Raw genomic sequence first — 21,628 nt, 5'->3', positions numbered from 1 at the left:
GAAGGGTACCGGCGGTCAGTCGTCGAGGATCTCGACCTGATTCTTGTAGAAGGCGACGTAGTTCTCGATCTCGGCTGCTTTTGCCTTGGGTTCGGGGTAGTACCAGGCGGCGTCGGGCAGCGGTTCGGCATTGTCGACATCCAGCCGACGATGGGCCGGGGCGGCCTCTCACCGGCGGGCCGGGGTGGGCCTGTTCAGGGCGTCAGGGCCGGGAGACGGCCGATCTCCCGGCCGATGCGGGTCAGCAAGTGCCGGGTCAGTTCGGGGTCACCGGCGGTATCCCGGTCGGTGTAGTCGCCGAGGGAGTAGATGGTGGTGAATCCCGCCGGGCCCCATCGGTCCGGGGACAGCGTGTTCCGGCCGGCGACGGCAACGACCGGAACGGGGCGGGCGCGGCGGGCCAGTACCGCGGGTAGTTTGCCGTTCGCGGTCTGCTCGTCGATACTGCCCTCGCCGGTGACCACCAGGTCGGCACCGGAGCGGAGCCGATCGAACCCGAGCAGATCGAGGAAGTACCCGGCGCCCGACTCGATCGTGCCGCCGAGCAGTAACGCGGCGAAACCGATTCCGCCCGCGCTGCCCGCTCCGGCCGTGGCCGCGAGGGCTGTCGCGTCCGGGTGGCCGCTGCGGGCGAACGCGCGAGCGAGGTTACGCAGGCCGATATCGAGGAACCGCACCTCGGCGTCGGTGGCCCCTTTCTGTGGCCCGTACACCGCCGCCGCGCCGTCCGGCCCGAACAAGGGGTTGGTGACATCACCGGCGACCACTATCTCGATGCCGGTCAGCCTTACCGCCCGTGCGGAGTCGACGGTGTGGACTCGACCCAGGTTCCGTCCGCACGCGCGCAGTCGTATCCCCCGCGCGTCGGCGAAGGTGAAGCCGAGCGCCGCGAGCAGTCCCATGCCGCCGTCGGTGCCGGCGCTGCCACCGAGGGCGAGGACCAACCGGCGCGGCCGGAAGCGCAACGCCTGCGCGATGGCCTGCCCCATCCCGAGACTGCTCGCGTCCAATGGCAGCAGGCGTCCGTTCGGCAGGGTGGTGAGGCCGCAGGTATTGGCGACCTCTACCACAGCGGTGCCGTCACGGACAGCGATCCACCCATAGCTCGGAGTCCCCGCCGCGCCGGCCACCGTTACCGGATGCGGCGTGAACCCGGCCGCCACTGCGGCGTCGACGCTCCCGTCCCCGCCGTCGGCCAGCGGCATTCTGTCGGTGTCGACACCCGCCGCCGCCAAGCCCGCCGCCAGCCGGTCGGCCACCTCGGCGGCGGAAAGGCTTCCTTTGAACTTGTCCGGGGCGACCAGAACCCTCACGCGGTCGGCTTCCTCTCGGTTGATCCGGCAGTGGGTCGGGGATCAGTCCGCGTGCGCCACCGCACCGAGCAGATCCCGGACCCGGTTGGCGACCGTGATGAATTCCGGCGTCTCCATCGTCGTGGCGTAGTTCCGGTGCGTGGGCAGATCGACGTCGAGCAGTTCGACGATCCGGCCCGGCCGCGGGCTCATCACGACCACCCGGTTGGCGAGGTATACCGCCTCGGCCACCGAATGGGTGACCAGCAGTACCGTGGTGCCCGTTTCCCGCCAGATCCGATGCAGCTCGACGTTCATCCGTTCCCTGGTGAGCGCGTCCAGAGCACCGAACGGCTCATCCATCAGCAGCACTTCCGGTTCGTGCAGCAGGGCCCGGCACAGCGAAACCCGCTGCTGCATACCGCCGGAGAGTTCGTGCGGCAGGGCGTCCTCGAATCCGCTGAGCCCGGTCATCTCGATGAGACGCGCGCATTCGGCCGCGGCCGCCCGTTTGTTCAGTCCGCGCATCTCGGCCTGGAGCAGGATGTTCTTGCGTACGGTCCGCCATTCCAGCAGTGCGGCACGCTGGAATACATAGCCGATATTGCGCTGCGGCCCCCGCACGGGGGCGCCGCCGAGTTCGACGCTGCCCCCGCTCGGATCGGTGAGACCGGCCACGACTTTCAGCAGCGTCGATTTGCCACAGCCGGACGGGCCGACGATCGAGACGAACTCGCCTCGACGTACCTGCAAGTCGACATCGTGCAATGCGGTGACCTCGCCACGTTTGGACGAGAACCGTACGGTCAGATCGGCGACCGCGACCGCGGTATCGGTGCGGGCGATGGTGTCGGTGGGTGTGCTCATCTCGTCACCTGCCCGGTCACGGCTTGCCGGCGGGAGTGAACTGCGCGTCCCAGTACTTGGCCGGGTCCTCGGCTTTGTCGAGGAGCTTCGCACTGCTGAGGACATCGATCGTGGCGCGCCAGTTCGCTTCGGCATTGGTTCCCGGCGCCTTCCCGGCGGTCTCCGGTGTGCTGAGTAGCGGGATCGTCTGCTGCCACTGCTGGAGCAGGACCTGCCGCGGCGGCAGCTGCGGATCCTTGCCCTCCATCGCGGCGACCGCTGCGTCCGGGTCGGCGACCGCGGCGGCGAAGGCCTCGCTCGTCGCATCCACCATGGCCTGTACCAGCTCGGGCGAGGATGCGATGGTGGCCTCGTTCACGATCAGCCCGTTACTGAAGAAGTTCAAGCCCTGGTCGGAATACCGCAGATAGCGGACCTCTTTGCCGCTTTTGTTCGCGATGGTGGGGCCCTGGTCGTGCGCGAATCCGATGAGTCCGTCGACCCGGCCCGAGAGCATCGCCGACATCTTGCCCGCCGAGTCCAGGCTCTGCTGGGTCACCTGATCCGCCGACACACCCGCCTTGTCCAGATAGACCGGGAAGGTGGTGGTCGGCGCGTCACCCGCGGAGACGGCAATGGTCTTACCCGCCAGATCCGCCGGGGTCCGGATATTCGAATCGGCGAATACCTGCACTGCCGAGGGTGTGGTCTGGAGGTAGACGCCGACGCTCTTGATCTTGACGCCCTTGTCGATATTGCTGAGCACGGCCGGTGTATCGGCCCAGCCGAAATCGGTCTGCTTCGAACCGGTGGCCTGCGCGGTCTTGGTCGAGCCCTGACCGGCCGAGATCTGCAGATCGATACCGTGCTTCGCGAATATCCCCTCCTGCACTCCGTAATAGAACGGTGCGTGCTCGCCGTAGGGATACCAGTTGAGCATCAACGACACCGCGGTGGTCTTCCCGTCGGCGCCGGGATCCTTCGCGTCATTGCCGCCGCCCCCGCAGCCGGCCAATACCAGGACCGATGCCACCGCGGCGGCGCCGATCGTCGTGAGTCTGCGAATTCCGAATTTCATGCGAGTTTCTCCAGCTTTGCCGCGAATGCGGTTGTTCGGCATGCTCAGGCCGCGCCGACGGCCGAGGCCGTGGATCGACGCGAGGCGTGCCATGGAATGAGGAACTGCTCGGCGATTTCGATGATCGCGAACAGGATGATGCCCAGCAGGGACATGATGATCAGGGCGGCGAACAGCATCGCTGTGTCGATATTTCCATTGGCTTGCAGGATCACATAGCCGAGCCCTTCGTTCGCGCCGACGAATTCGCCGACGACGGCGCCGGTGACCGCGAGGGTGGCGGCGATCTTGAGGCCGGACATCAATTGCGGCAGCGAGGCCGGAAAACGGACCTTCACGAATGTCTTCCAATTACTCGCGCCCATGGTGGAGGTGAGCTCGAGGATTTCGGGATCCACCGAACGCAACCCGGCCATACCGGCGATGACGATCGGGAAGAAGGCCATCAGTACGGCGACGAGGATTTTGGGGCTCGTGCCGAACCCGAGCCATACGATGAACAGCGGGGCGATCGCGATCTTGGGTATGACCTGCGCGAAGAGGATGAGCGGATACATCGTTCGCTCGACACCACGGGAGTAGATCATCACCAGTGCGACGGCTTCGCCGATCACGGCGGCGATAACGAAGCCGACCACTGTTTCGTAGGTCGTCACCCAGGTGTTCTGGAGCAGGTATGCCGAGTTGTCGGCGGCGGTGCGCCAGGTATCCGCCGGCGACGGCAGGATGTAGGGCTCGACGAGCTCGAACTCGGTAACGGCCCACCAGGCGACGACGAGCACCGCCACCAGGGCGAGTGGCCGCCACACGGTCGACCACAGAGTGGATGGGGATGGGAGCTTCCGACGCCGAGTACGGGCGGGTTGCGCCGGGTTCGGTGCGGAGGGGCTGGCCTCGACGGACGTGACTACCGCCATCTGGGGTCCTAAAGCTAGTAGTGGAGCGGGGTTCGCACTACACCCGCCGGGAATGCGCTTTCCGAAGCTGTCACCGAGGCTAGTGTGACCGGACCCACAGTGTCAAGGGTTCGTAATTTCCCCAGTTCAGACCGGGCGCAAAATGCTGCTGTCGCGCAGGATGACGCGTCCGGGGACGAATTCGTGGACGTGTGCGGCCGTCGCCGAGTCGTCGAGCGCGAGCCGGACGGCGTGCTCGCCGATCTCCACCAGCGGCAGCGCCACCGTCGAAAGACCGGGCACATGGTCCCGCAGCGTCGGAATATCGTCGAACCCGGCGACACAGACATCATCGGGGACCGCGAGGCCCAGCCCGCGCCATGCCGCGATCGCTCCGATCGCCATCACATCACTGACCGCGAAAACACAGGGCGCGGCGTTGCCGACCGCTCCGGAGCGCAGGTCCAGCGCGGCGGCGAGGCGACGAGCGGCGCCGGCCCCACCGTCCCGCGAGAAGTCTCCCGCGATCTCCACCAGCGGTGTCACACCCTGCGCCGCGAGCGCCTCGACGAAACCGTTGCGCCGGTCGACCGCGGTCCTGATATTGCCCGGCCCACCGATGACGGCGAAGTCGCGATGCCCCTGCTCGAGGAGGGCGTATGCCAATTGCGCCGAGGCCGCGTGGTTTTCGGGTTCCACCGCGGCACCGAAAGACAGCGGCTGCCCTATCACCACAACCTTGCCGCTGTTGTCCAGGTACCGCGCGCATTCCTTCTCGAGATCGCGGTCGAGATCCCCGCTCTGGCGTGACCCCGCCAGGATGATCGCGTCGGCGCGGTGCGAGATGAAGGTGCTCACGGATTCGCGTTCGATATCGAAGTCGCGTTGCGTACTGGCCAGCAGCACGAGCTTGCCCGCCCGGCGCGCGGCCACCTGGACACCCTGCACGATCGAGGAGAAGTAGGGGTCGGCGATATCGTGCACGACGAGTCCGATGAGTCCCGTCGAAGCCCGCGCGAGAGCCTGGGCCTGGGCGTTTGCCACATATCCCAATTCGGCGGCAGCGGCGCGCACCAGGTCGGCGACGCCTTCGCCGGGGACCCGCGAGGAGCCGTTGAGCACCCGAGACGCGGTCGCCAGGGAGACGCCCGCCCGGGTCGCGACATCTTGCAATCTCACAGCCGCCATGGCCAGGTGCCTCGTTCTCTCGATAGTCGTGGGGGTTGACCGGACTTCAGGACTAGCATAGCTTGGAAAGCGCATTCCGACGCTGCTCGTCCACTCCGCGTATACGGATCCATCCGCATCGTCCACGACCCGTTCCGCGGTCGTCGGCCACGCAAATCAGAAGAGGCACAGACCAATGCCCGATTCCCCTGCCCCGCGCACGCTCCGCATCGCCATGAACGGCGTCACCGGTCGCATGGGCTACCGCCAGCACCTGATGCGATCGATCCTGCCTATCCGCGATGGCGGTGGGCTGCTGCTCCCGGACGGCACCCGCGTCCTGGTGGAGCCGGTCCTCGTCGGCCGCAATGCCGCCCGGCTCGCCGAACTCGCCGAACAGCACGGCATCGCCGAATGGAGCACCGACGCCGCCGCGGTCATCGCCGACCCGTCCATCGATATCTATTTCGACGCGCAGGTCACCTCACGTCGCGCCGAGGCGCTCGCCGCGGCGATGAAGGCGGGCAAACACGTCTTCACCGAGAAGCCTACCGCCGAGACCCTGACCGAAGCCGTGGAACTGGCCCGGGTGGCGGCCGACGCCGGCGTCACCGCGGGCGTCGTGCACGACAAGCTCTACCTGCCCGGCCTGGTGAAAATGCGCAGGCTCGTCGACGAAGGCTTCTTCGGCCGGATCCTGTCGCTGCGCGGCGAGTTCGGGTACTGGGTCTTCGAGGGCGACGGCCAACCCGCCCAGCGACCCAGCTGGAACTACCGGACCGTGGACGGCGGCGGCATCGTCGTGGATATGTTCTGCCATTGGAACTACGTGCTCGAGGGCCTGCTCGGCAAGGTCGAGGCGGTCACCGCGAAAGCGACGACCCATATCCCCACCCGATGGGACGAACAGCGGCAGCCGTATTCGGCCACCGCCGATGATGCCGCCTACGGGATCTTCGAGATGGAGAACGGCGTCGTCGCGCAGATCAACTCGTCGTGGGCGGTCCGCGTGTACCGCGATGAGCTCGTCGAATTCCAGATCGACGGAACGCACGGCTCAGCCGTCGCCGGCCTGCGCAAATGCGTCGCCCAGCATCGCTCGCACACGCCCAAGCCGGTCTGGAATCCGGATCTCCCGGTCACCGAGCCGTTCCGTGATCAATGGCTGGAAGTGCCCGCGAACGCGGATCTGGACAACGGTTTCAAATTGCAGTGGGAGGAGTTTCTCACCGACGTGGTGAACCGACGGTCGCATCGCTACGGGCTACTGTCCGCCGCCCGCGGTGTCCAACTGGCCGAACTGGGCCTGCGCAGTTCCGCCGAAGGCCGCCGGATCGAGATCCCGGAGGTCACGCTGTGACCGCCATGTCCACCGGTGTGTCGGTCGTGCTTCCCGTCGACGGAGGGCTCGAACCGTACGTTCTCGGCACACCGGGCGCCTGGACACGGCCGACGGCACCGATCACCTCACGTGTGGCTTTCGCTGCCGCACATGTGATTCCACGGGTGACCGGCGACAACACACCGGGCGCGCCCGCGGCTGTCGACTGGGACGCGACCCTGGCCTACCGGCACGAATTGTGGTCCTACGGGCTCGGTGTCGCCGATGCCATGGACACCGCACAGCGCGGCATGGGCCTCGACTGGGCAGCGACGGCCGAATTGATCCGGCGATCCGGCGCCGAGGCGGCCGCGGCCGGTGGCAGGCTCGCCTGCGGCGCCGGGACCGATCAGCTCGACCCCACCGGACTCCCCGCCGGATCGGCCGGCCTCGACCGGATCATCGACGCCTACCGCGAGCAGATCGATGTGGTGACCGATGCCGGAGCGCAGGTGATCCTGATGGCCTCACGGGCACTTGTACAGGTCGCCCGTTCGGCCGCCGACTACCTCTATGTCTACGAGAAGCTGCTGGCCGGTGTGGACCGACCGGTGATCCTGCACTGGCTCGGCACCATGTTCGATCCCGCGCTGCACGGGTACTGGGGCAGCTCCGATATCGATACCGCTACTGCGACCTTCCGTACGCTCATCGAGAACAACCGATCGAAGATCGACGGAGTCAAGGTCTCGCTGCTCGACGCGGCACACGAGGTCGCACTGCGCCGCGCGCTGCCCGACGGGGTGCGGCTGTACACGGGTGACGATTTCAACTATCCCGAGCTGATCGTCGGTGACGCGCAGGGGCATTCGGACGCATTACTGGGTATCTTCGCGGCGATCTACCCGGCCGCGTCGACCGCGCTACAGGAACTCGACAACGGCAATGTGACGCGTGCGTCGGAAATACTCGGCGCCACCCGGGCACTCGGTCGGCACATCTTCGCCGCACCGACCTACTACTACAAGACGGGTATCGCATTCCTGTCGTGGCTCAACGGCCGGCAACCGGGTTTCTCGATGGTGGCAGGGCTGGCCACGGGGCGGTCCGTACCTCACCTGGCCGAATTGTTCCGCCTCGCGGACAAGGCCGGACTGCTGTCGGACCCGGAGCTGGCCGCCCACCGCATGCGGGTCTACCTCGAGCTGAACGGTTCTATCTCATGACATCTGTTGCGGCACAGCATATTCCATTTGACCCGGCCGATCCGTATCGATCGCTGTCGCTGAATACGGCGACGACGAAGCGGTGGACGCTCACCGAGGCGGTAGAGGGCGCGGCCCGTGCGGGGCTCGGCGCGGTCGGGCTGTGGCGCGACCGGGTCGACGAAATCGGCGCCGCCGCCGCGGCGAAGATCGTCGCCGACGCCGGGTTGCGCGTCTCCAGTCTGTGCCGCGGCGGCTTCCTGACCGAGTCGGGCGATGGTCGGGCGGCACTCGACGACAACCGCCGTGCCATCGACGACGCGGCGACGCTGAGCACCCGGGAACTGGTGATGGTGGTCGGCGGTATACCGGACCGGGACCTCGTCGCCGCCCGGGAGCGGGTGAACGAGCGGCTCGCTCTACTGGTCCCGTATGCGGCCGAGCGCGGTGTCCGCCTCGCCCTGGAGCCGCTGCACCCGATGTTCTGTGCCGACCGTGCGGTGATATCCACACTGGCGCAGGCTTTGTCCATGGCCCGGCCGTTTCCGGCGGAGACCGTGGGCGTCGTGGTCGACACCTTCCATATCTGGTGGGATCCGGCCGTGGCGGAGCAGATCGCCCAGGCCGGTGCCGCCGGACGGATCAGCTCCTATCAGGTGTGTGACTGGTTGAACCCGATGACCGCCGATCCGCTGCTGTCGCGCGGCATGATGGGCGATGGCGTCATCGATTTCGCGACCATCGGCGGGTGGGTTCGCGCCGCCGGTTACCGCGGCGACGTCGAGGTCGAGATCTTCAATGCCGCGCTCTGGGCCGGCGACGGCCACGAGGTGATCGAGACGATGAAGCAGCGCTACCGTGATCTGGTCCTCCCGTCCCTCGTGGACTGACCGGACAGGGCAACCCGGCCCGGGCCCATCGGTCCCGGGCCGGAATCGGCCGGCCGCCACGATGCGCGCACTGCGCCGGTTCAGCCCGCCGGTTTCGTTCGCTGCGCCGCGAGAGATGGCGTCGGCACCCGGCCCGCTTCCGGCGAAGTTGTCCATCGAGCGGAACGATTGCCGCGCCTGCTCGAACGCGGCGTCCAGGAAATCGCGTCGCAGACCGAGTACGGGCTCCCACAGCGCCGGATCATCGACCCGGCCCTGCTTGGGGAATCGATCGCGTCGGCACCTCGGTGCACAGCGCACGATCGCCGGAAGGGCGAACGCGGAACCGGTCACTCGTTGCAGCCGAGTAAGGAGTCCGGTCCTGGGCACGCACCCCTCGGCACAACGGATCGGTCCGCGACCACTCGGCGGGGTCGGCGACGGACCGGTGACTATGCGCCGGCCAGTGCCACGTTCCAGGCGTCGTACTCGTACACCCAGTCGCCGTTGCCCGCTGTTTTCAGCCATTCGTTGGACCGGGAGCCGCGCTGGATCCGAGCGGTCCGGTCCATCCGGGTGTTCTCGTACCCGATCAGGGCATCGGCCACGTCGGCGTAGGTATCCGACCCGAGGCAGCGCGCCAGCACCACCGCGTCCTCGATCGCCTGCCCCGCTCCCTGAGCCATGAACGGCATCATCGGATGGCACGCGTCGCCGAGCAGGGTGACCCTGCCCTGTGTCCACGCGGGCAGCGGATCACGCACGTACAGCGCGGATTTGAGAACGTCGTCACAGGCGTCGAGCAGGGCGCGCGCCTCCGGGTGGAAGTTCCGGTACAGGTCGCGCAGTTCGTCGGCGCTGCCGGGGGTCGTCCACGACTCCTCGGTCCACTCCTCCTGCGCGCAGGTGGCGAAGATGAAGATGTCCTTGCCCTGGCTCAGCGGGAACGTCACGATCTGGGTCGCGGCGTCCGGCCCCCACCATTTGGTGAAGCTGTCCAGATTCGGCACCGCGGCGACCGCCGCCGCCGGGACGACCGCACGGAACGCCACGACACCGGTGAAGGTGGGATGCTCGGGGCCGAACAGCGCGGTGCGGACCGCGGAATGGATACCGTCCGCACCGATGATCACGTCGGCTCGGTGTACCCCGCCGTCGGCGAAATGGATTACTCCGTCGCGGATATCGACGACCTGTCGGCCCAGCGATATGTTGTCCTCCGGCAGCGCCGATTCGAGGGCGGACATGAGATCACCGCGGTGCAGAGTGAGTTGCGGTGAGCCATAACGTGCCTCCGCCGAGGAGCCCATCTCGAGCCGTGAGGTCTCCGCGCCCGTATCCCAGGTCCGGCTGATCCGGAACTGCGGCCGGGCCGCCGAATCCCGCAGCGCCGCACCCAGGCCGAGGCCGTCGAGCGCGCGGACGGCATTCGGGGTGAGATTGATATCCGCGCCGACCCGGGCGAATCGGCTCGTCCGCTCGAAGACCTGCGCGTCGATGCCGATCTTCCGGAGTGCGAGGGCCGCGGTGAGACCGCCGATACCCGCCCCGCAGACGGCCACGCTCGGTGCCTTGCTCATGATTCTGTCCTCAACTTTCGAGAGTGTGCGTGCGATCCGAACCGGCGGCGGATCAGGTGCCGCTGTGTGACCCGATGACGCCCTGGGCCTCGATCTCCACCTTCAGGCCGGATTCGACGAGCGCCGATACCTCGACCAGCGTCGAGCACGGGAAGTCGCCGGAGAACACCTCGGCGCGCGCCCTGCCGACCGCCGCCCGGTCGGCGATATCGGTCAGATAGACGCGCAGGACGAGGATGTCGTCCACGACGGCCCCGCAGGCCTCGGTGAGCGCGCGTACCCGCCGGAACGCCTCCCGGGCCTGTAGATAGGTGTCGGCGCCGCCGACGATCCCGCCGGGTTCGCCCGCATGCATCCCGGACAGGAAGAACTGATCGCCGTGCACCCTGGCATTGCTGAACATGCCCGGCCGCGGCGCCTCCGCGACCGTCTCCGCCGCCACCCGGGTCATACGCCGCGCCGCTCGCCGGATTCGCGGGTCAGCCGCTCGCGCACCGGCACGAAGTCGTAGGTCGGGTAGAAGTCGGTGTGGAACACACCCCACGCCCGCCGTTCCAGCTCCACATTGACGGCGGCAAGCCGCGCCACCGGTAGCCGCAGTGTCACGATCTGTCCCACGCCCATCGCGACCACCCAGGAGACGACCTCGCAGCCCGCGGGCGGAAAATTCTGCCACCAGCCGGCCTCGTCGAGCCGGCCCTGGATCTGTTCCAGGTTCTGCGACTGGTCGTGCCGCAGGAACACCGTCAGCATCATGGTGTCGGCGGAATCCGCCCGCGGCGCGCTCATACCGTTTCGCCCGCCAGGATCGCCGCCTGTTTCCTCGCGTCCGCGCGGTAGATGCGGCGAATACGCGAGACACCGAGGTCGTGCTGGTACAGGTGTTCTTCGTGGTCGGCGTCGGCGGCCAGTGCCTCGAGCACCTCGCGGTCCTGTTCGAGCACCTCCCAGTGCCGGGCCTCCAGCCGGGTGCGGTAGAGGAAGCGCCACACCTCACGCTCCCAGCCGTCCACGCGGCGGGTGCGCCAATGGAAGATCGCGGAATTGTCCGCGTCGATCGGTGTGGCCATACCGACGATGCCGAAGACGCCGCCGGGGCCGGCGTTCGGCGCGTAGGGGATCTCCAGGTCGACGTAGTCCATGGATCCGCGCACGTACTCGACCCAGTCGAAGTTCACACCGACCTGATCGGTCTTCTCGAAGAAGAAGCCGCGGTCGGTTTCCCGGATCCGGAAGCGCGCCGAGGTGTCGCCGCCGAACATCGAATGCGAATCGCGGTGCAGGAACGCACCGTGCATCGGGTCGAGCACATTATCCATATAGAAACGCCACGGTCCGGCCCATTCCGCGAAGTTCGGAAACCAGGACACCGCCTCGTCGGTGAGCCGATCGGGCAGGACGAACGGCGTGGGCTCGGAATCCTCGGTCAGCGGGACGTACGCGAAAATGGTGTCGGCGGCCTCGACGACCCGCAACGACACCGTCGCCCGCTTACCTTCGAGCGCGCAGCCGGGCATACCCGGCACGGAGACGACGGTGCCGGTGCCGTCCACCTGGACACCGTGGTATTTGCAGGCGAGCCGGTCGCCGAGGTGCTGGCCCACCGACAGCGGTGCGCTGCGATGCGGGCAGCGGTCCGCGAGCATATGGACGGTCCCCCGCGGGTCCCGGAACAGCACCCAGTCGACGGACAGCCGGGTGACCTTCTTGGATTCCCCGGGCTTCACCATGCGCGAGGGCAGGATCGGATACCACCGGTCACGCAGCCCGGTGGCGGCGATATCCGCGGCGGTCATCTCCTTGCGGACACCGACCGCGCGCTTCTTCGGACCGCCGGTCGCGGTCGGGGCGGATGTGGTCGCGGTGGTCATCTCAGTCTCCCAGTCGTCGCATCTCGGCGCGGAAATTGTCCTCGGTCCAGGCCTGCCCGTCGGGCGCGTGCAGGCCCAGCTCGTTCAGTCCGGCGATCAGCCCGGGCAGATCGTGGGTGCCCCGGCCGAAGATCTCCATGATCGAACCGGACAGCTTGGTCTCGTAGGGGCTGATCGGTTCGGGGTGGGTCTGATTGGGCTCGAGGTAGTGCTCGGTGGTGTCAGGCATTGGTTTTCTCCTGTTGCTGCGATGCCATGGCATCGAGACCTTCGGCGATAGCGGTGAACGCGGTGACCCATTCGTTGAACGAGGCGGCGCGTTCGCGGTGGGCCGGGATCGCGGCGCCGTCGATGACGACGAACACCCCGTTGTCGATACCGCCGGCGATGCTCTGTGCCTGCGCGATATCCACGCGCTCGTCGGGGACCGAGGCGATCACCAGGGTCGGGGCGGCCACCTGTGCCAGCAGTTCGCCGTATCCGGGAGCGTCCGGGTCGGCCTCCGGGTCGCCCAGCACGAGGCTGGTGACGAGCGCGGGGTACCGGGCGGCGAGGGCGATGGCGCCGTATGTGGTGGCGCCCGTGGCGAGGAGGTGCACGCGGTCGTGGCCGAGGGCTGTCACGGCGGATGCCACCTCATCGGCCCAGGCGTCGACGTGCTCCGCGTCGGCCGCGTCCAGCGCCCGGGACTGGTGCGCGATCGCGCCGAGCGTTTCGATCTGGCCGGCGAACCAGCGGGCCGGGTCCGGTCCGGCGTGCAGGCACACCAGCGCGTGCGCCGGGGTGTCGTCGTCCCATTCGTTGCCGGTCATCGGATCAGCCCTCCCGAATCGGGATGTGCACCGGTGGGGTGAAGGGGCCGGGCGGCGGTTCGACCGCGGCCACATCGACCTCGACGATCGCCGGACCGCGGGTCGCCACCGCGTCCGCGAACGCCTTCGCGAAACGTCCCGGGCCCTGGACCAGGGTGTAGGGCATATCGAGTGCGGCCGCGAGCAGATCGAACCGGGGCGTGAACAGATCGACACCGGACCGGTCGAAACCGTTGGCCGCCTGCATGTTCCGCAGTACACCGTAACCACCGTCGTTGAAGATCACCACGACGCACCAGGCGCCGTTGCCGGCGAGCGAGGCGAGTTCGCCGAGGTGTACGGCGAGACCGCCGTCCCCTGCGATCACCGCGGTCGGCACCTCGGGCCGTCCGAGCGCGGCGCCGATCCCCATGGCCAGGCCCTGCCCGATACCACCCCCGAGGGGGAAGATATTGGTCTCGCGTTCGTAGAAGGGCAGCAATCGGTTGCCCCACTGGCTGGAGGGGATGGTCACATCGCGCGCGACCACGGATTCGCGCGGCAGTACCGACCGCATCCCTTCGCAGATCTCCGCGTACCCGCCGATATAGGCCGTGAGCGCCGCGCGGACCGCCCCCCTGGTGTCGGTGACCCGGCCGGGCCACCCCGGGTCCACCGAGGTGCTCGTCAGGCCGTCGTTGATCGCGGCGAGGGTGGCCGCGGCATCACCCACGAGGCCGACCTTCGCCGGATAGATACGGCCGACGGCCGCCGGGTCCACATCGATCTGGATCTGTGTGTCCGGTAACCGCAGGTGGTAGCTCTTGGTCTCGTTGGAGCGGAAGTGGGTGCCGATCGACAGCAGCAGGTCGGCGTCCGCGAGCAGGGGCGCGACCTCCGGCGCCGTCGCGAAGTTCCCGATCACCAACGGGTCGTCCTCGGGCACGATCGCCCGCCCCGAGTTGCTGGTCAGCAGACCCGCTCCGAGGGTGTGCAGCAGCGTGGCCAGTTCGGTTCTCGCGCCCGCCGCTCCCCCGCCGACCCAGATCAGGGGACGCTCGGCCGCCGCCAGCAGGGCGACTGCCGCGGTGATCGCGTCGCGCTCCGGTACCGGCACGTCGAAGACCGGCGGGTCGTACCCGCGCTGATCGGCCGGACGCGCCAGATATTGCAGATCCGAGGGCCATTCCACACTGGCCGGGCCCTGCGGAGCGGCGAGGATATGGGCGATGGCGGTTTCCAGATCCGCTTCGACATCCTCCGCGGCTTCGATGGTCGTCGCGTAACGGGAGACGGCATCGAGCATCTGCAGCTGTTTGGGCACCTCGTGGATCACACCCCGCGTCGATCCGCCGGAACCGAGGTACTCGCTCTCGATCTGGCCGGTCACATGCAGCACCCGGCTCCCCGCGGTCAATGCTTCGAGCATCGAACCCGCGGCATTTCCGGCGCCGGTCCCGGTGCTGGTGATCGCGACTCCGATCCTGCCGGTCGCGCGCGCGTAGCCGTCGGCGGCGTTGACTGCCGCGGCCTCATGGCGTACCGCCACGAAGTTCAGCTCCCGCGCCACCGCCTCGACGAGCGGCAGATTGTGGATGCTGATCACGCCGAAGGCGGTGTCGATGCCGTGCCTGCGCATTACGGCGACGAGCACATCGCCACCGGTGGGATCCTTCGCGCCGGGGCTGTCGGTGGTCGTCATGGGTTGTCCTCCGGAGAGATCTGGGAACGGCGGATCCGCCGGGCCGGGCTGATGGTCAGATGTAGCGGCCGACGCCACCACCGACGTCGATACTGGTGCCGGTGGTGTAGCCGCTCAGCGGCGAGAGCAGGGTGACGATGGGGAACGCGACCTCGTCGGCGGTGCCGAACCGGCCCAGCGCGATACCGCGGTCGGCGGCGATCTCGGCGCTCCACGCGTCGTAGTCGAGTGCGGTCCCCGAGGTCTCGAACCGGCGGCGCCACTGGCCGGTGTCGACGAGTCCGAGCAGCACCGAGTTCACCCGGGTCCCGTCCGCGGCGAGATCCTCGGCCATGGAGTGGGTGAGGTTCAGCAGCGCGGCCCGTGCGGCCGAGGTGACGGCGAGCCGGGGCTCCGGCTGCCGGGACAGGATCGCGTTGACATTGACGACGGCGCCGCGGTCCGCGGCGGCCAGCGCACTGCGGGCCGCACGCACCAGATTCCAGGAGCCGAAGATCTTCAGGTCGAATTCCGCGCGGATCTGCTCGTCGGTGGTCTCCGACAGCGGTGCCATCAGGGAGCGACCGGCATTGCACACCAGCCCGTCGATACCGCCGAAACGCTCGGCGGTGGAGCCGATGAAGGCTTCCACCTCGGCTCGGTCGGTGACATCGCAGGCCGCCAGGTGGATCCTGGCGTGATCGGCACCGTCGATCGAATCGATCGCGGTGCGCAACCGGTCCAGATCGCGGGCACAGGCGGCGACCCGGGCGCCCTCGGCGAGAAGCATCCGGGTCGTCGCCAGTCCCACCCCGGAACTCGCGCCGGTGACGACCACGGTGCGGTCGGTGAGTTGCAGATCCATCGAGGGTCGGTCTCCTTGTGCGGCGTAGGTTTCGGATAGCGGCGGGCGGTCAGTTCATGACGAATCCCCCGTCGACCACCAGGGTCTGGCCGGTCAGGTAGCTCGCCGCGTCCGAGAGCAGGAACTGCACCGTGCCCGCGACGTCGTCGGGGGTCTGTTCGCGGTCCAGCGCCTGGTTGTCGGCGTAGAGCCGGTACCGCGATGCCGGTACCGTGGCCGTGGCCTCGACCCGGGTCAGGCCGGGGGCGATGGCATTGACCCGCAGCCCGTGCGGGCCCCCGTCGCGCGCCATCGTGCGGGTCATCGCCATGACCGCGCCCTTGGAGCCGACATAGTGCACCAGGCGGGGCGAGCCGTACAGGGCGGCATCGGAGGCGATATTCACGATGGCGCCGTTACCGCCCCGCGCCAACTGGGCGAAGAGATGCTTGCTGACCAGCCAGGTCCCGAACGTGTTGACAGTCATCACCTTCTGGAAGAACCCCTCATCGAGTTCCCAGAACGCATCACCGCCCACACCGTCCGCGAGCGCCGCATTGTTGACCAGCGCGTCCGCGCCACCCAGGTCGGCTACCCGGCCCGCGAGGGCGACCACCGAATCGCGGTCGGCGATATCGGTGACCACCGCGGTGACGTCGTACCCCTTGTCCCGCAGTGACTTCTCGGCACCGTCGGCCAGTTCGGCGCGCATCTCCGCGATGACGACCCGGTCGCCCGCGGCGGCCAGCCGCTCGGCGATCGCGAAACCCAGTCCCCGGCCGGCCCCGGTGACCACGACAAGTCTGCTCATTCGTCCAGTTCCTTCCAGAACCGCAGGATGTGCGCGGCCGTCTCCACCGGCTTCTCCTGCACTGCCGCATGTCCGGCGCCCAGGATCAGCCCGAAGCGGGCGCCGGGAATCGCGTCGGCCAGCAGCCGGGATTCGTCGACGCCGGTGACGATGTCGTCTGCCCCGACCAGCACCAGCGTGGGTGCCGCCAGGGTGGCCAGGCTCGGCCCGGTATCGGTGCGGGCCATGTACTCGGCGGCGGCGGTGTAACCGGGTAGCCGGACCTGTGCCATATCGGATGCCACAGTGCGCGCGACCTCTTCGGGGCAGGTGGGCGAGACCAGTCGCGGCGCGCGGGCCGCCGCGAATGCCGGGCCGCCGAGCGCACGCAGCTCACCGATGCGGGCCCGCATCGCCTGCGCCCGCTCCGGGTGAACCCCCGAGCCGCGGGTGCTGTCGGCCAGGACGAGCGAACGGACCGACGCGGGATGCACGGCGGCGACCGCGGTCGCGATCACCCCGCCCCACGACGTGCCGAGCAGATGCACGGGCCCGCCACCGAGTTCGGCGATCAGTTCCGCGACCACCAGCGCGTGGTCGTAGCCCGCGGTGGAATTGTCCACACTCGGCGCCGGATCGGCCGACCGCCCGTATCCCGGCGCGTCCCAGCAGTACGTGCGGTAGCCGTGCGCGCTCAGCATCTCGGCCAGTGCAGCGCAGGCTGCCGCACTACCGCCGATACCGTGCAGGAGCAGCACCGGATCGCCCGCCCCGCGGACCTCGAGCGAGATCCCCCGCGCCGAAACCCACCGGGTCGCCCGGGCCGGCGCGGCCGGGCCGGTCACGGCTGCACCCGGCGCATCACTGTCCCCCGTAGAAGTAGTCGTCGATCCCCGGGGTGACCAGGTGGCGATGCCCGAGATCGGGTATGCCGGCCATCGCCGCGCGGACCGTGGTCGTCGGCGGACCCGCCGTCCCCCACTGGTCGGAGAGTTCGGGCGTACGCTTCCAGGTCCGGCACAGCCAGCGATCCTCGTCGATCTGCGCCACCTCGGACGTGTACTCGCACACCAGCCCGGCCGGATCGGTGAAGTACGAGAAGGTGTTGTCGCCCGGACCGTGCCGGCCGGGACCCCACTGCGCAACGATGCCGCTACGTTTGAGACTGCCGAGCCCGCGCATGAAATGGTCGAGGCTCTCCATCTCGTAGGCCACATGGTTGATCGACGGGAAGTCGGCCTGGTTCAGGGCGATGACGTGATGGTCGGAATTACAGCGCAGGAAGGTCATCTGGTGTTCGGACCAGTCCGAGATCCGCATACCGAGCACCTGGGTGTAGAAGTCGGCGGTGCGATCGATATCGCTGGTGTTGAGCACGACATGCGCGAGCTTGCGGGGGATCGCCCGGCGGCCGGCCGGTTCCTGCGCGGAGACGGCGAACGTATCGGCGGACAGCTCGAGGCACCGGCCCTCCGGATCGACGAGTTGCAGACCGTAGCCGCCGCCCGCGTCGTCGAGCGGGCCGGGTTCGCGCAGCAGTGGGACACCCAGCTTCTGCAGTGCGCGGGCCGCCTCGTCGACCTCACGCGGGGTCGCGAGCGCGAATGTGATCCGGTCCAGTGCGTTCCCGGCACCGGCGCGCAGTTGCAGCACATGGTGCTCGCTGCCCGTGGCACGCAGCCAGAAGGTGTCACCGTCTTCGTCGACGGTGCTCAACCCCCAGGCCTCGTGATAGAAGTCGCGCGAACGGGCCGGATCGGGCACCGTGACCGATACCGACCGCAATGCGCGCAGAGTACAGACCGGTGTTCCGGAGAATCGCATGATCGACCTTTCTGTCGAGGGAGTGCCGGTTACAGGTCGAGGACGAGTTCGGCGGAGCGGCACCGGGAAACGCAGACGAACATGGTGCCGCCGGTCTGCTGCTCCTCGGGTGAGAGCAGGAAGTCGCGGTGCTCGACATCGCCCTTGACGACACCGACCTCGCAGGTCCCGCAGATACCCTCGGTGCACGAGCTCTCCACCGGCACACCGGCGTTCCGCAGTGCGCTCAGGACCGAGACATCCGGGCCGACCGGGATCCGGCGGCCGCTGCCGGCGAGGATCACGTCGAATGCCGTGTCCTCCCCGGTGGCGATCGGTTCGGGCGCCTTGAATCGCTCGATCCGCAACTGCCCGGCGTCCGGGAGCGCGTCGCGGCACGCGGACATCAACGACTCGGGACCGCAGCAGTAGACGACGGTGCCGGCATCGATATCCCCGAGCAGCCCGGCGAGGTCGGGGAACCGACCCGCTGCCGCGTCGTCCGCGTGGATCGTCACGCGGTCGGCGGGCAGGGCGTCGATCTCGTCGAGAAACGCCATCGTCGACCGGGATCGTCCGGTGTAGAGCAGTGTCCAGTCCGCGCCGTCGCGGTGCAGGGTGCGCACCATCGAGAGGATCGGGGTGATACCGATCCCGCCCGCGACCAGGATGTGGCGGGCCGCGGTGTCGAGCGCGAAGTTCTGCCGGGGCCCCTCGACCTCGAGCAACCCACCGACCGGCAGGAGGTCGTGGATATGGGTGCTGCCGCCCCGCGAATCCGGGGTGCGCAGCACCGTCACCGTCCAGCGCGACCGGTCCGCCGGGTCCGAGCAGAGCGAATACTCCCGGACGAGCCCGTTCGGCAGATGCAGCGCGAGATGTGCGCCGGGTTCCCAGGCGGGCAGATCCGCACCGGACGGGTCGACAAAGGTGATGCCGATGACGCCGTCGGCTTCCCAGGTCTTCTGCTGGACGCGCAGCGTCCGCCTCATCGGCTCGTCCATCGGGCTCTCCTCGTCCTTCTTCCGGCTCGGATCAGCGGGTGACGCCGAACATTTCGGAGCTGGGCGGGTAGGTGGGCAGCTGCGGCTTGGGGGTGCCGATGATGACGCAGAACAGCGCGTCGGAGTCGGAGACGTTCGCGAGGCTGCGCGGTACCCCGGCGGGGACGCGGATCAGGTCGCGGTAGCCGAGCGTGCGCACGGCCTTCTTCGTCCCGTCCTCGACATCGTGGACGGCGACCTCGATCTCGCCCTCGAGCACGTAGAAGACCTCTTCGACATCGTGATGGGTGTGTTCGGGGCCGACCGCGCCTGCGGGCAGGCGCATATTGGAGAAGGTGAAGTGGTCGGCCTTGATGATGTTGTTGTCGGTGTCGTGGTTGCCGGTGGCCCCCGAGCCGATGTAGCGGATCTGTGCCCGCTTGAAACGGTCGCCGCCCTTGGCCGCCTGGAACCCGAGCGTGTCCCAGTCCTCGTAGCGGGTGCCGGCGGCGGCGATGCAGGAGTCGATCAGGGCTTCGAGATCGACGCCGGTCTTTTCGGTGCTGGACATGATGTGTGCCTTCCTCTGTGGGTGATTGGTGGGACGCGGGTGCGCTACCCGCGGTGGGCGATGGCCTCGATCTCGACCGTCGCGCCGTAGGGCAGCGCGGCGACCTCGACGAACGACCGCGCCGGGCGCGGCTCGGCGAATACCGCCTCGTAGTGCCTGTTCGCCTCGTCCCGCAGGGCGACGTCGGTGACGAAATAGGTGGTCTTCACAATGTGCTCGAGCGTCATATCGATGGTCGAGAGTCGCTCGCTCAGCCGCGCCATCGCGGCTTCGAGAGCTTCCCGGCGACCGGGGACCGCGACCCCGTCCTCATCGACCGACAGTGCGCCGGACACGAATCCGAAGCCGGCGATTCCGAAGGCCGGGCTGTAGGGATGAGCGCTCATGGTGCTCCCTTCTCACAGACCTGCCCAGGGCAGCGGCTGCCCGGACAGGTCGAGGTAGATGCTCTTCTGGTTCATGTAGGACCGGATTCCGTCGCGGCCCTTCTCGGTCCCGATACCGCTGTCCTTCAGCCCGCTGAAGGGGGTCGAGATGCTGAACTGCTTGTAGGTGTTGATCCACACCGTTCCGGCCTGGACGGCGCGGGCCGTGCGCCAGGCGCGCCGATAGTCGGCGGTCCAGATCCCGCAGGCCAGGCCGAATACCGTGTCGTCGGCCTGGGCGACGACGTCGGCCTCGTCCTCGAACGGGAGCACGACGGCGACGGGTCCGAAGATCTCCTCCTGGCAGATCGTCGCGCTGTTCGGAACGCCGGTGAGCACGGTGGGCAGGTAGTAGGCGCCCGCGGCGAGGGCGGGATCGGCGGGGACGGCGGCCCCGCACAGCACCGTCGCTCCCGCCCGCACCGCGTCGTCGACCATCGCCGCGACCCCGTCGCGATGCTCATGGGAGACCATGGGCGCGACCTGGGTGCGCGGATCGGTACCCGGACCCACCCGTAATGCCGTGGTCGCCGCGACGAGCCGGTCGACGAACTCGTCGTACATCGCGCGCTGGACGAAGACCCGGGAACCGGCGATACAACTCTGGCCCGACGAGGAGAAGATGCCGTACAGGACTCCGGCGAGCGCCTGATCGAGATCGGTGTCGGCGAAGACGATGGTGGGCGATTTCCCGCCGAGTTCGAGCGTGATCGGCATCAGCTTCTCGGCGGCGATATGTGCCAGCGCCCGACCGGTCCCGGTGCCGCCGGTGAACGAGATCTTGCCAATGCCCGGATGCCGGGCGAGCGCGTCGCCGACGGTCCGGCCCGGACCGGGCAGCACCGACAACAGCCCGGGCGGCAGACCCGCCTCCTCCGCCAGCCGGGCCAGCAGCAGGGTCACCCACGGCGCCCATACCGGCGGTTTGGCGACCACCGCGTTACCCGCGGCGAGGGCCGGGGCGATCTTCTGTGCGTCCGAGGCGATCGGCGAGTTCCACGGGGTGATGGCGCCGACTACACCCATCGGTTCGTGGGTCGCGAAGGTGAGGAACGGTCCGCGCCGGGGGGTGATCGCCTCCTCCATCGTCTCGAGCGCCGACGCCATGAACCGGAAGGTGCCGGCGGCGCTGCGCGCGAGTGCGCGGGTCTCGGCCAGTGTCTTTCCGGTGTCGGCGGTTTGCAGGGCGGCGATGCGGTCGGTGTTGGCCTCGATCGCGGTGCCGATGCGGTACAGGACGGCCGCGCGCTCGTGCGGTAGCAATTCGGCCCAGCCGGAACTCGCTACGGCCCGCAGGCCGCCGTCGACGGCCAGGTCGACATCATGTGCCACAGCGCCGTGCAGGCGGGCGAAGATCCGGCCGGTGGCCGGGTCGACCGATTCGATGACCTTGCCCGAGCCGCGCACCCACCGGCCGGCCACGAAGATCTCGTCGGTCGTATCGGGGGCCGGTCCGGCTGCCCACGAACGGTCGAGGTCCGCGCTATCGGCGGGCACGGCTTCCGGCCCGAGGGCGGAGATCTCGCTCGCCGCCCGCGGCGAACGAGTGCTCGTGCTGCTCTGTAAGTCCATCGGAGTCTTCATCCGTTCCCTCTGTCGCAGCACTTGTCCGGGG

General features: G+C 68.4%; 24 protein-coding genes. 3 read left to right on the top strand and 21 right to left on the bottom strand.

Translation table 11 applies throughout. The annotated features are described in order from the left end of the window. Window positions 1-15 precede the first annotated feature (15 nt). From NGR01S_RS33185 to NGR01S_RS11875, 6 genes are all read right to left on the bottom strand, one after another. On the bottom strand, window positions 16-120 hold the full coding sequence (locus NGR01S_RS33185; protein WP_373861413.1) for a DUF427 domain-containing protein: 105 nt from the start codon (window positions 118-120) through the stop codon (window positions 16-18). Between the two features lie 74 nt (window positions 121-194). Next, a complete protein-coding gene (locus tag NGR01S_RS11895) occupies window positions 195-1,313 on the bottom strand; it encodes a glycerate kinase (RefSeq protein WP_063036225.1) in 1,119 nt (372 codons plus the stop codon). A gap of 42 nt (window positions 1,314-1,355) precedes the next feature. Further along, window positions 1,356-2,159: an ABC transporter ATP-binding protein gene (locus tag NGR01S_RS11890; protein WP_063036224.1), complete on the bottom strand. Its 804-nt coding sequence runs from the start codon at window positions 2,157-2,159 to the stop codon at window positions 1,356-1,358. A gap of 16 nt (window positions 2,160-2,175) precedes the next feature. After that, a complete protein-coding gene (locus NGR01S_RS11885) occupies window positions 2,176-3,216 on the bottom strand; it encodes an ABC transporter substrate-binding protein (protein WP_063036346.1) in 1,041 nt (346 codons plus the stop codon). A 44-nt stretch (window positions 3,217-3,260) separates the two neighbouring features. Then, on the bottom strand, window positions 3,261-4,004 hold the full coding sequence (locus NGR01S_RS11880) for an ABC transporter permease (protein WP_245664538.1): 744 nt from the start codon (window positions 4,002-4,004) through the stop codon (window positions 3,261-3,263). A 255-nt stretch (window positions 4,005-4,259) separates the two neighbouring features. Continuing rightward, window positions 4,260-5,300, bottom strand: a complete 1,041-nt coding sequence (locus NGR01S_RS11875; RefSeq protein WP_063036222.1) for a LacI family DNA-binding transcriptional regulator — start codon at window positions 5,298-5,300, stop codon at window positions 4,260-4,262. 175 nt (window positions 5,301-5,475) lie between these two features. Here NGR01S_RS11875 and NGR01S_RS11870 point away from each other — a divergent pair, with 175 nt between their 5' ends. From NGR01S_RS11870 to NGR01S_RS11860, 3 genes are read left to right on the top strand one after another with little or no spacing between them, the layout of a single operon-like run. Beyond that, on the top strand, window positions 5,476-6,639 hold the full coding sequence (locus NGR01S_RS11870) for a Gfo/Idh/MocA family protein (protein ID WP_063036221.1): 1,164 nt from the start codon (window positions 5,476-5,478) through the stop codon (window positions 6,637-6,639). Next, window positions 6,636-7,826, top strand: a complete 1,191-nt coding sequence (locus NGR01S_RS11865) for a dihydrodipicolinate synthase family protein (protein ID WP_157107216.1) — start codon at window positions 6,636-6,638, stop codon at window positions 7,824-7,826. Before NGR01S_RS11870 ends, NGR01S_RS11865 begins: the two co-directional genes overlap by 4 nt. Continuing rightward, window positions 7,823-8,695 (top strand): sugar phosphate isomerase/epimerase family protein, encoded by an 873-nt coding sequence (locus tag NGR01S_RS11860; RefSeq protein ID WP_063036220.1) that lies wholly within the window; start codon window positions 7,823-7,825, stop codon window positions 8,693-8,695. Before NGR01S_RS11865 ends, NGR01S_RS11860 begins: the two co-directional genes overlap by 4 nt. 431 nt (window positions 8,696-9,126) lie before the next feature. Here the strand turns inward: NGR01S_RS11860 and NGR01S_RS11855 are convergent, their stop codons facing one another. The 15 genes from NGR01S_RS11855 to NGR01S_RS11785 are packed head-to-tail and all read right to left on the bottom strand — an operon-like array spanning window position 9,127 to window position 21,585. After that, on the bottom strand, window positions 9,127-10,254 hold the full coding sequence (locus NGR01S_RS11855; protein WP_063036219.1) for an FAD-dependent monooxygenase: 1,128 nt from the start codon (window positions 10,252-10,254) through the stop codon (window positions 9,127-9,129). Window positions 10,255-10,306: 52 nt separating this feature from the next. Continuing rightward, a complete protein-coding gene (locus NGR01S_RS11850) occupies window positions 10,307-10,705 on the bottom strand; it encodes a RidA family protein (RefSeq protein ID WP_063036218.1) in 399 nt (132 codons plus the stop codon). Next, window positions 10,702-11,043, bottom strand: a complete 342-nt coding sequence (locus NGR01S_RS11845; protein WP_063036217.1) for a hypothetical protein — start codon at window positions 11,041-11,043, stop codon at window positions 10,702-10,704. Before NGR01S_RS11845 ends, NGR01S_RS11850 begins: the two co-directional genes overlap by 4 nt. Next, on the bottom strand, window positions 11,040-12,125 hold the full coding sequence (locus NGR01S_RS11840) for a Rieske 2Fe-2S domain-containing protein (protein ID WP_063036216.1): 1,086 nt from the start codon (window positions 12,123-12,125) through the stop codon (window positions 11,040-11,042). Before NGR01S_RS11840 ends, NGR01S_RS11845 begins: the two co-directional genes overlap by 4 nt. Window position 12,126: 1 nt before the next feature. Further along, entirely contained in the window at window positions 12,127-12,354 is a 228-nt protein-coding gene (locus NGR01S_RS11835) for a recombinase-like helix-turn-helix domain-containing protein (protein WP_039829149.1), read from the bottom strand. Further along, window positions 12,347-12,937, bottom strand: a complete 591-nt coding sequence (locus NGR01S_RS11830) for an alpha/beta fold hydrolase (RefSeq protein WP_063036215.1) — start codon at window positions 12,935-12,937, stop codon at window positions 12,347-12,349. The genes NGR01S_RS11835 and NGR01S_RS11830 overlap by 8 nt, the downstream gene beginning before the upstream one ends. 4 nt (window positions 12,938-12,941) lie before the next feature. Continuing rightward, window positions 12,942-14,618, bottom strand: a complete 1,677-nt coding sequence (locus tag NGR01S_RS11825) for a thiamine pyrophosphate-binding protein (protein ID WP_063036214.1) — start codon at window positions 14,616-14,618, stop codon at window positions 12,942-12,944. Between the two features lie 55 nt (window positions 14,619-14,673). After that, complete coding sequence (locus NGR01S_RS11820; RefSeq protein WP_063036213.1) at window positions 14,674-15,462, bottom strand: SDR family oxidoreductase; 789 nt, start codon at window positions 15,460-15,462, stop codon at window positions 14,674-14,676. Between the two features lie 49 nt (window positions 15,463-15,511). Next, window positions 15,512-16,252, bottom strand: a complete 741-nt coding sequence (locus tag NGR01S_RS11815) for an SDR family oxidoreductase (protein WP_063036212.1) — start codon at window positions 16,250-16,252, stop codon at window positions 15,512-15,514. Further along, window positions 16,249-17,076, bottom strand: coding sequence for an alpha/beta fold hydrolase (locus NGR01S_RS11810; protein ID WP_063036211.1), 828 nt, complete (start codon window positions 17,074-17,076; stop codon window positions 16,249-16,251). Before NGR01S_RS11810 ends, NGR01S_RS11815 begins: the two co-directional genes overlap by 4 nt. 16 nt (window positions 17,077-17,092) lie before the next feature. Beyond that, on the bottom strand, window positions 17,093-18,055 hold the full coding sequence (locus tag NGR01S_RS11805; RefSeq protein ID WP_063036210.1) for a VOC family protein: 963 nt from the start codon (window positions 18,053-18,055) through the stop codon (window positions 17,093-17,095). 29 nt (window positions 18,056-18,084) lie between these two features. Beyond that, window positions 18,085-19,038, bottom strand: coding sequence for a PDR/VanB family oxidoreductase (locus NGR01S_RS11800; protein WP_084480694.1), 954 nt, complete (start codon window positions 19,036-19,038; stop codon window positions 18,085-18,087). A 31-nt stretch (window positions 19,039-19,069) separates the two neighbouring features. Then, the gene (locus NGR01S_RS11795; protein ID WP_063036209.1) at window positions 19,070-19,588 is read right to left on the bottom strand and encodes a cupin domain-containing protein; all 519 of its coding nucleotides are present in this window, start codon (window positions 19,586-19,588) and stop codon (window positions 19,070-19,072) included. 44 nt (window positions 19,589-19,632) lie between these two features. Beyond that, complete coding sequence (locus NGR01S_RS11790) at window positions 19,633-19,974, bottom strand: RidA family protein (RefSeq protein WP_063036208.1); 342 nt, start codon at window positions 19,972-19,974, stop codon at window positions 19,633-19,635. A gap of 12 nt (window positions 19,975-19,986) precedes the next feature. Continuing rightward, the gene (locus NGR01S_RS11785; RefSeq protein ID WP_084480760.1) at window positions 19,987-21,585 is read right to left on the bottom strand and encodes an aldehyde dehydrogenase; all 1,599 of its coding nucleotides are present in this window, start codon (window positions 21,583-21,585) and stop codon (window positions 19,987-19,989) included. Window positions 21,586-21,628 lie beyond the last annotated feature (43 nt).

Origin of the sequence: Nocardia grenadensis NBRC 108939, assembly GCF_001613445.1 — a bacterium.
GTDB lineage: Bacteria > Actinomycetota > Actinomycetes > Mycobacteriales > Mycobacteriaceae > Nocardia > Nocardia grenadensis.
Note: the sequence above shows the minus strand (reverse complement) of the source record. Positions and strands in the feature narration are given on the sequence as shown.

Excerpts from the sequence above, each read along its gene's own strand:
- NGR01S_RS11890 (WP_063036224.1), bottom strand. The coding sequence starts at position 2,159 with ATGAGCACACCCACCGACACCATCGCCCGCACCGATACCGCGGTCGCG.
- NGR01S_RS11885 (WP_063036346.1), bottom strand. The coding sequence starts at position 3,216 with ATGAAATTCGGAATTCGCAGACTCACGACGATCGGCGCCGCCGCGGTG.
- NGR01S_RS11875 (WP_063036222.1), bottom strand. The coding sequence starts at position 5,300 with ATGGCGGCTGTGAGATTGCAAGATGTCGCGACCCGGGCGGGCGTCTCC.
- NGR01S_RS11870 (WP_063036221.1), top strand. The coding sequence starts at position 5,476 with ATGCCCGATTCCCCTGCCCCGCGCACGCTCCGCATCGCCATGAACGGC.
- NGR01S_RS11860 (WP_063036220.1), top strand. The coding sequence starts at position 7,823 with ATGACATCTGTTGCGGCACAGCATATTCCATTTGACCCGGCCGATCCG.
- NGR01S_RS11855 (WP_063036219.1), bottom strand. The coding sequence starts at position 10,254 with ATGAGCAAGGCACCGAGCGTGGCCGTCTGCGGGGCGGGTATCGGCGGT.
- NGR01S_RS11850 (WP_063036218.1), bottom strand. The coding sequence starts at position 10,705 with ATGACCCGGGTGGCGGCGGAGACGGTCGCGGAGGCGCCGCGGCCGGGC.
- NGR01S_RS11845 (WP_063036217.1), bottom strand. The coding sequence starts at position 11,043 with ATGAGCGCGCCGCGGGCGGATTCCGCCGACACCATGATGCTGACGGTG.
- NGR01S_RS11840 (WP_063036216.1), bottom strand. The coding sequence starts at position 12,125 with ATGACCACCGCGACCACATCCGCCCCGACCGCGACCGGCGGTCCGAAG.
- NGR01S_RS11835 (WP_039829149.1), bottom strand. The coding sequence starts at position 12,354 with ATGCCTGACACCACCGAGCACTACCTCGAGCCCAATCAGACCCACCCC.
- NGR01S_RS11830 (WP_063036215.1), bottom strand. The coding sequence starts at position 12,937 with ATGACCGGCAACGAATGGGACGACGACACCCCGGCGCACGCGCTGGTG.
- NGR01S_RS11825 (WP_063036214.1), bottom strand. The coding sequence starts at position 14,618 with ATGACGACCACCGACAGCCCCGGCGCGAAGGATCCCACCGGTGGCGAT.
- NGR01S_RS11820 (WP_063036213.1), bottom strand. The coding sequence starts at position 15,462 with ATGGATCTGCAACTCACCGACCGCACCGTGGTCGTCACCGGCGCGAGT.
- NGR01S_RS11815 (WP_063036212.1), bottom strand. The coding sequence starts at position 16,252 with ATGAGCAGACTTGTCGTGGTCACCGGGGCCGGCCGGGGACTGGGTTTC.
- NGR01S_RS11805 (WP_063036210.1), bottom strand. The coding sequence starts at position 18,055 with ATGCGATTCTCCGGAACACCGGTCTGTACTCTGCGCGCATTGCGGTCG.
- NGR01S_RS11800 (WP_084480694.1), bottom strand. The coding sequence starts at position 19,038 with ATGGACGAGCCGATGAGGCGGACGCTGCGCGTCCAGCAGAAGACCTGG.
- NGR01S_RS11795 (WP_063036209.1), bottom strand. The coding sequence starts at position 19,588 with ATGTCCAGCACCGAAAAGACCGGCGTCGATCTCGAAGCCCTGATCGAC.
- NGR01S_RS11790 (WP_063036208.1), bottom strand. The coding sequence starts at position 19,974 with ATGAGCGCTCATCCCTACAGCCCGGCCTTCGGAATCGCCGGCTTCGGA.
- NGR01S_RS11785 (WP_084480760.1), bottom strand. The coding sequence starts at position 21,585 with ATGGACTTACAGAGCAGCACGAGCACTCGTTCGCCGCGGGCGGCGAGC.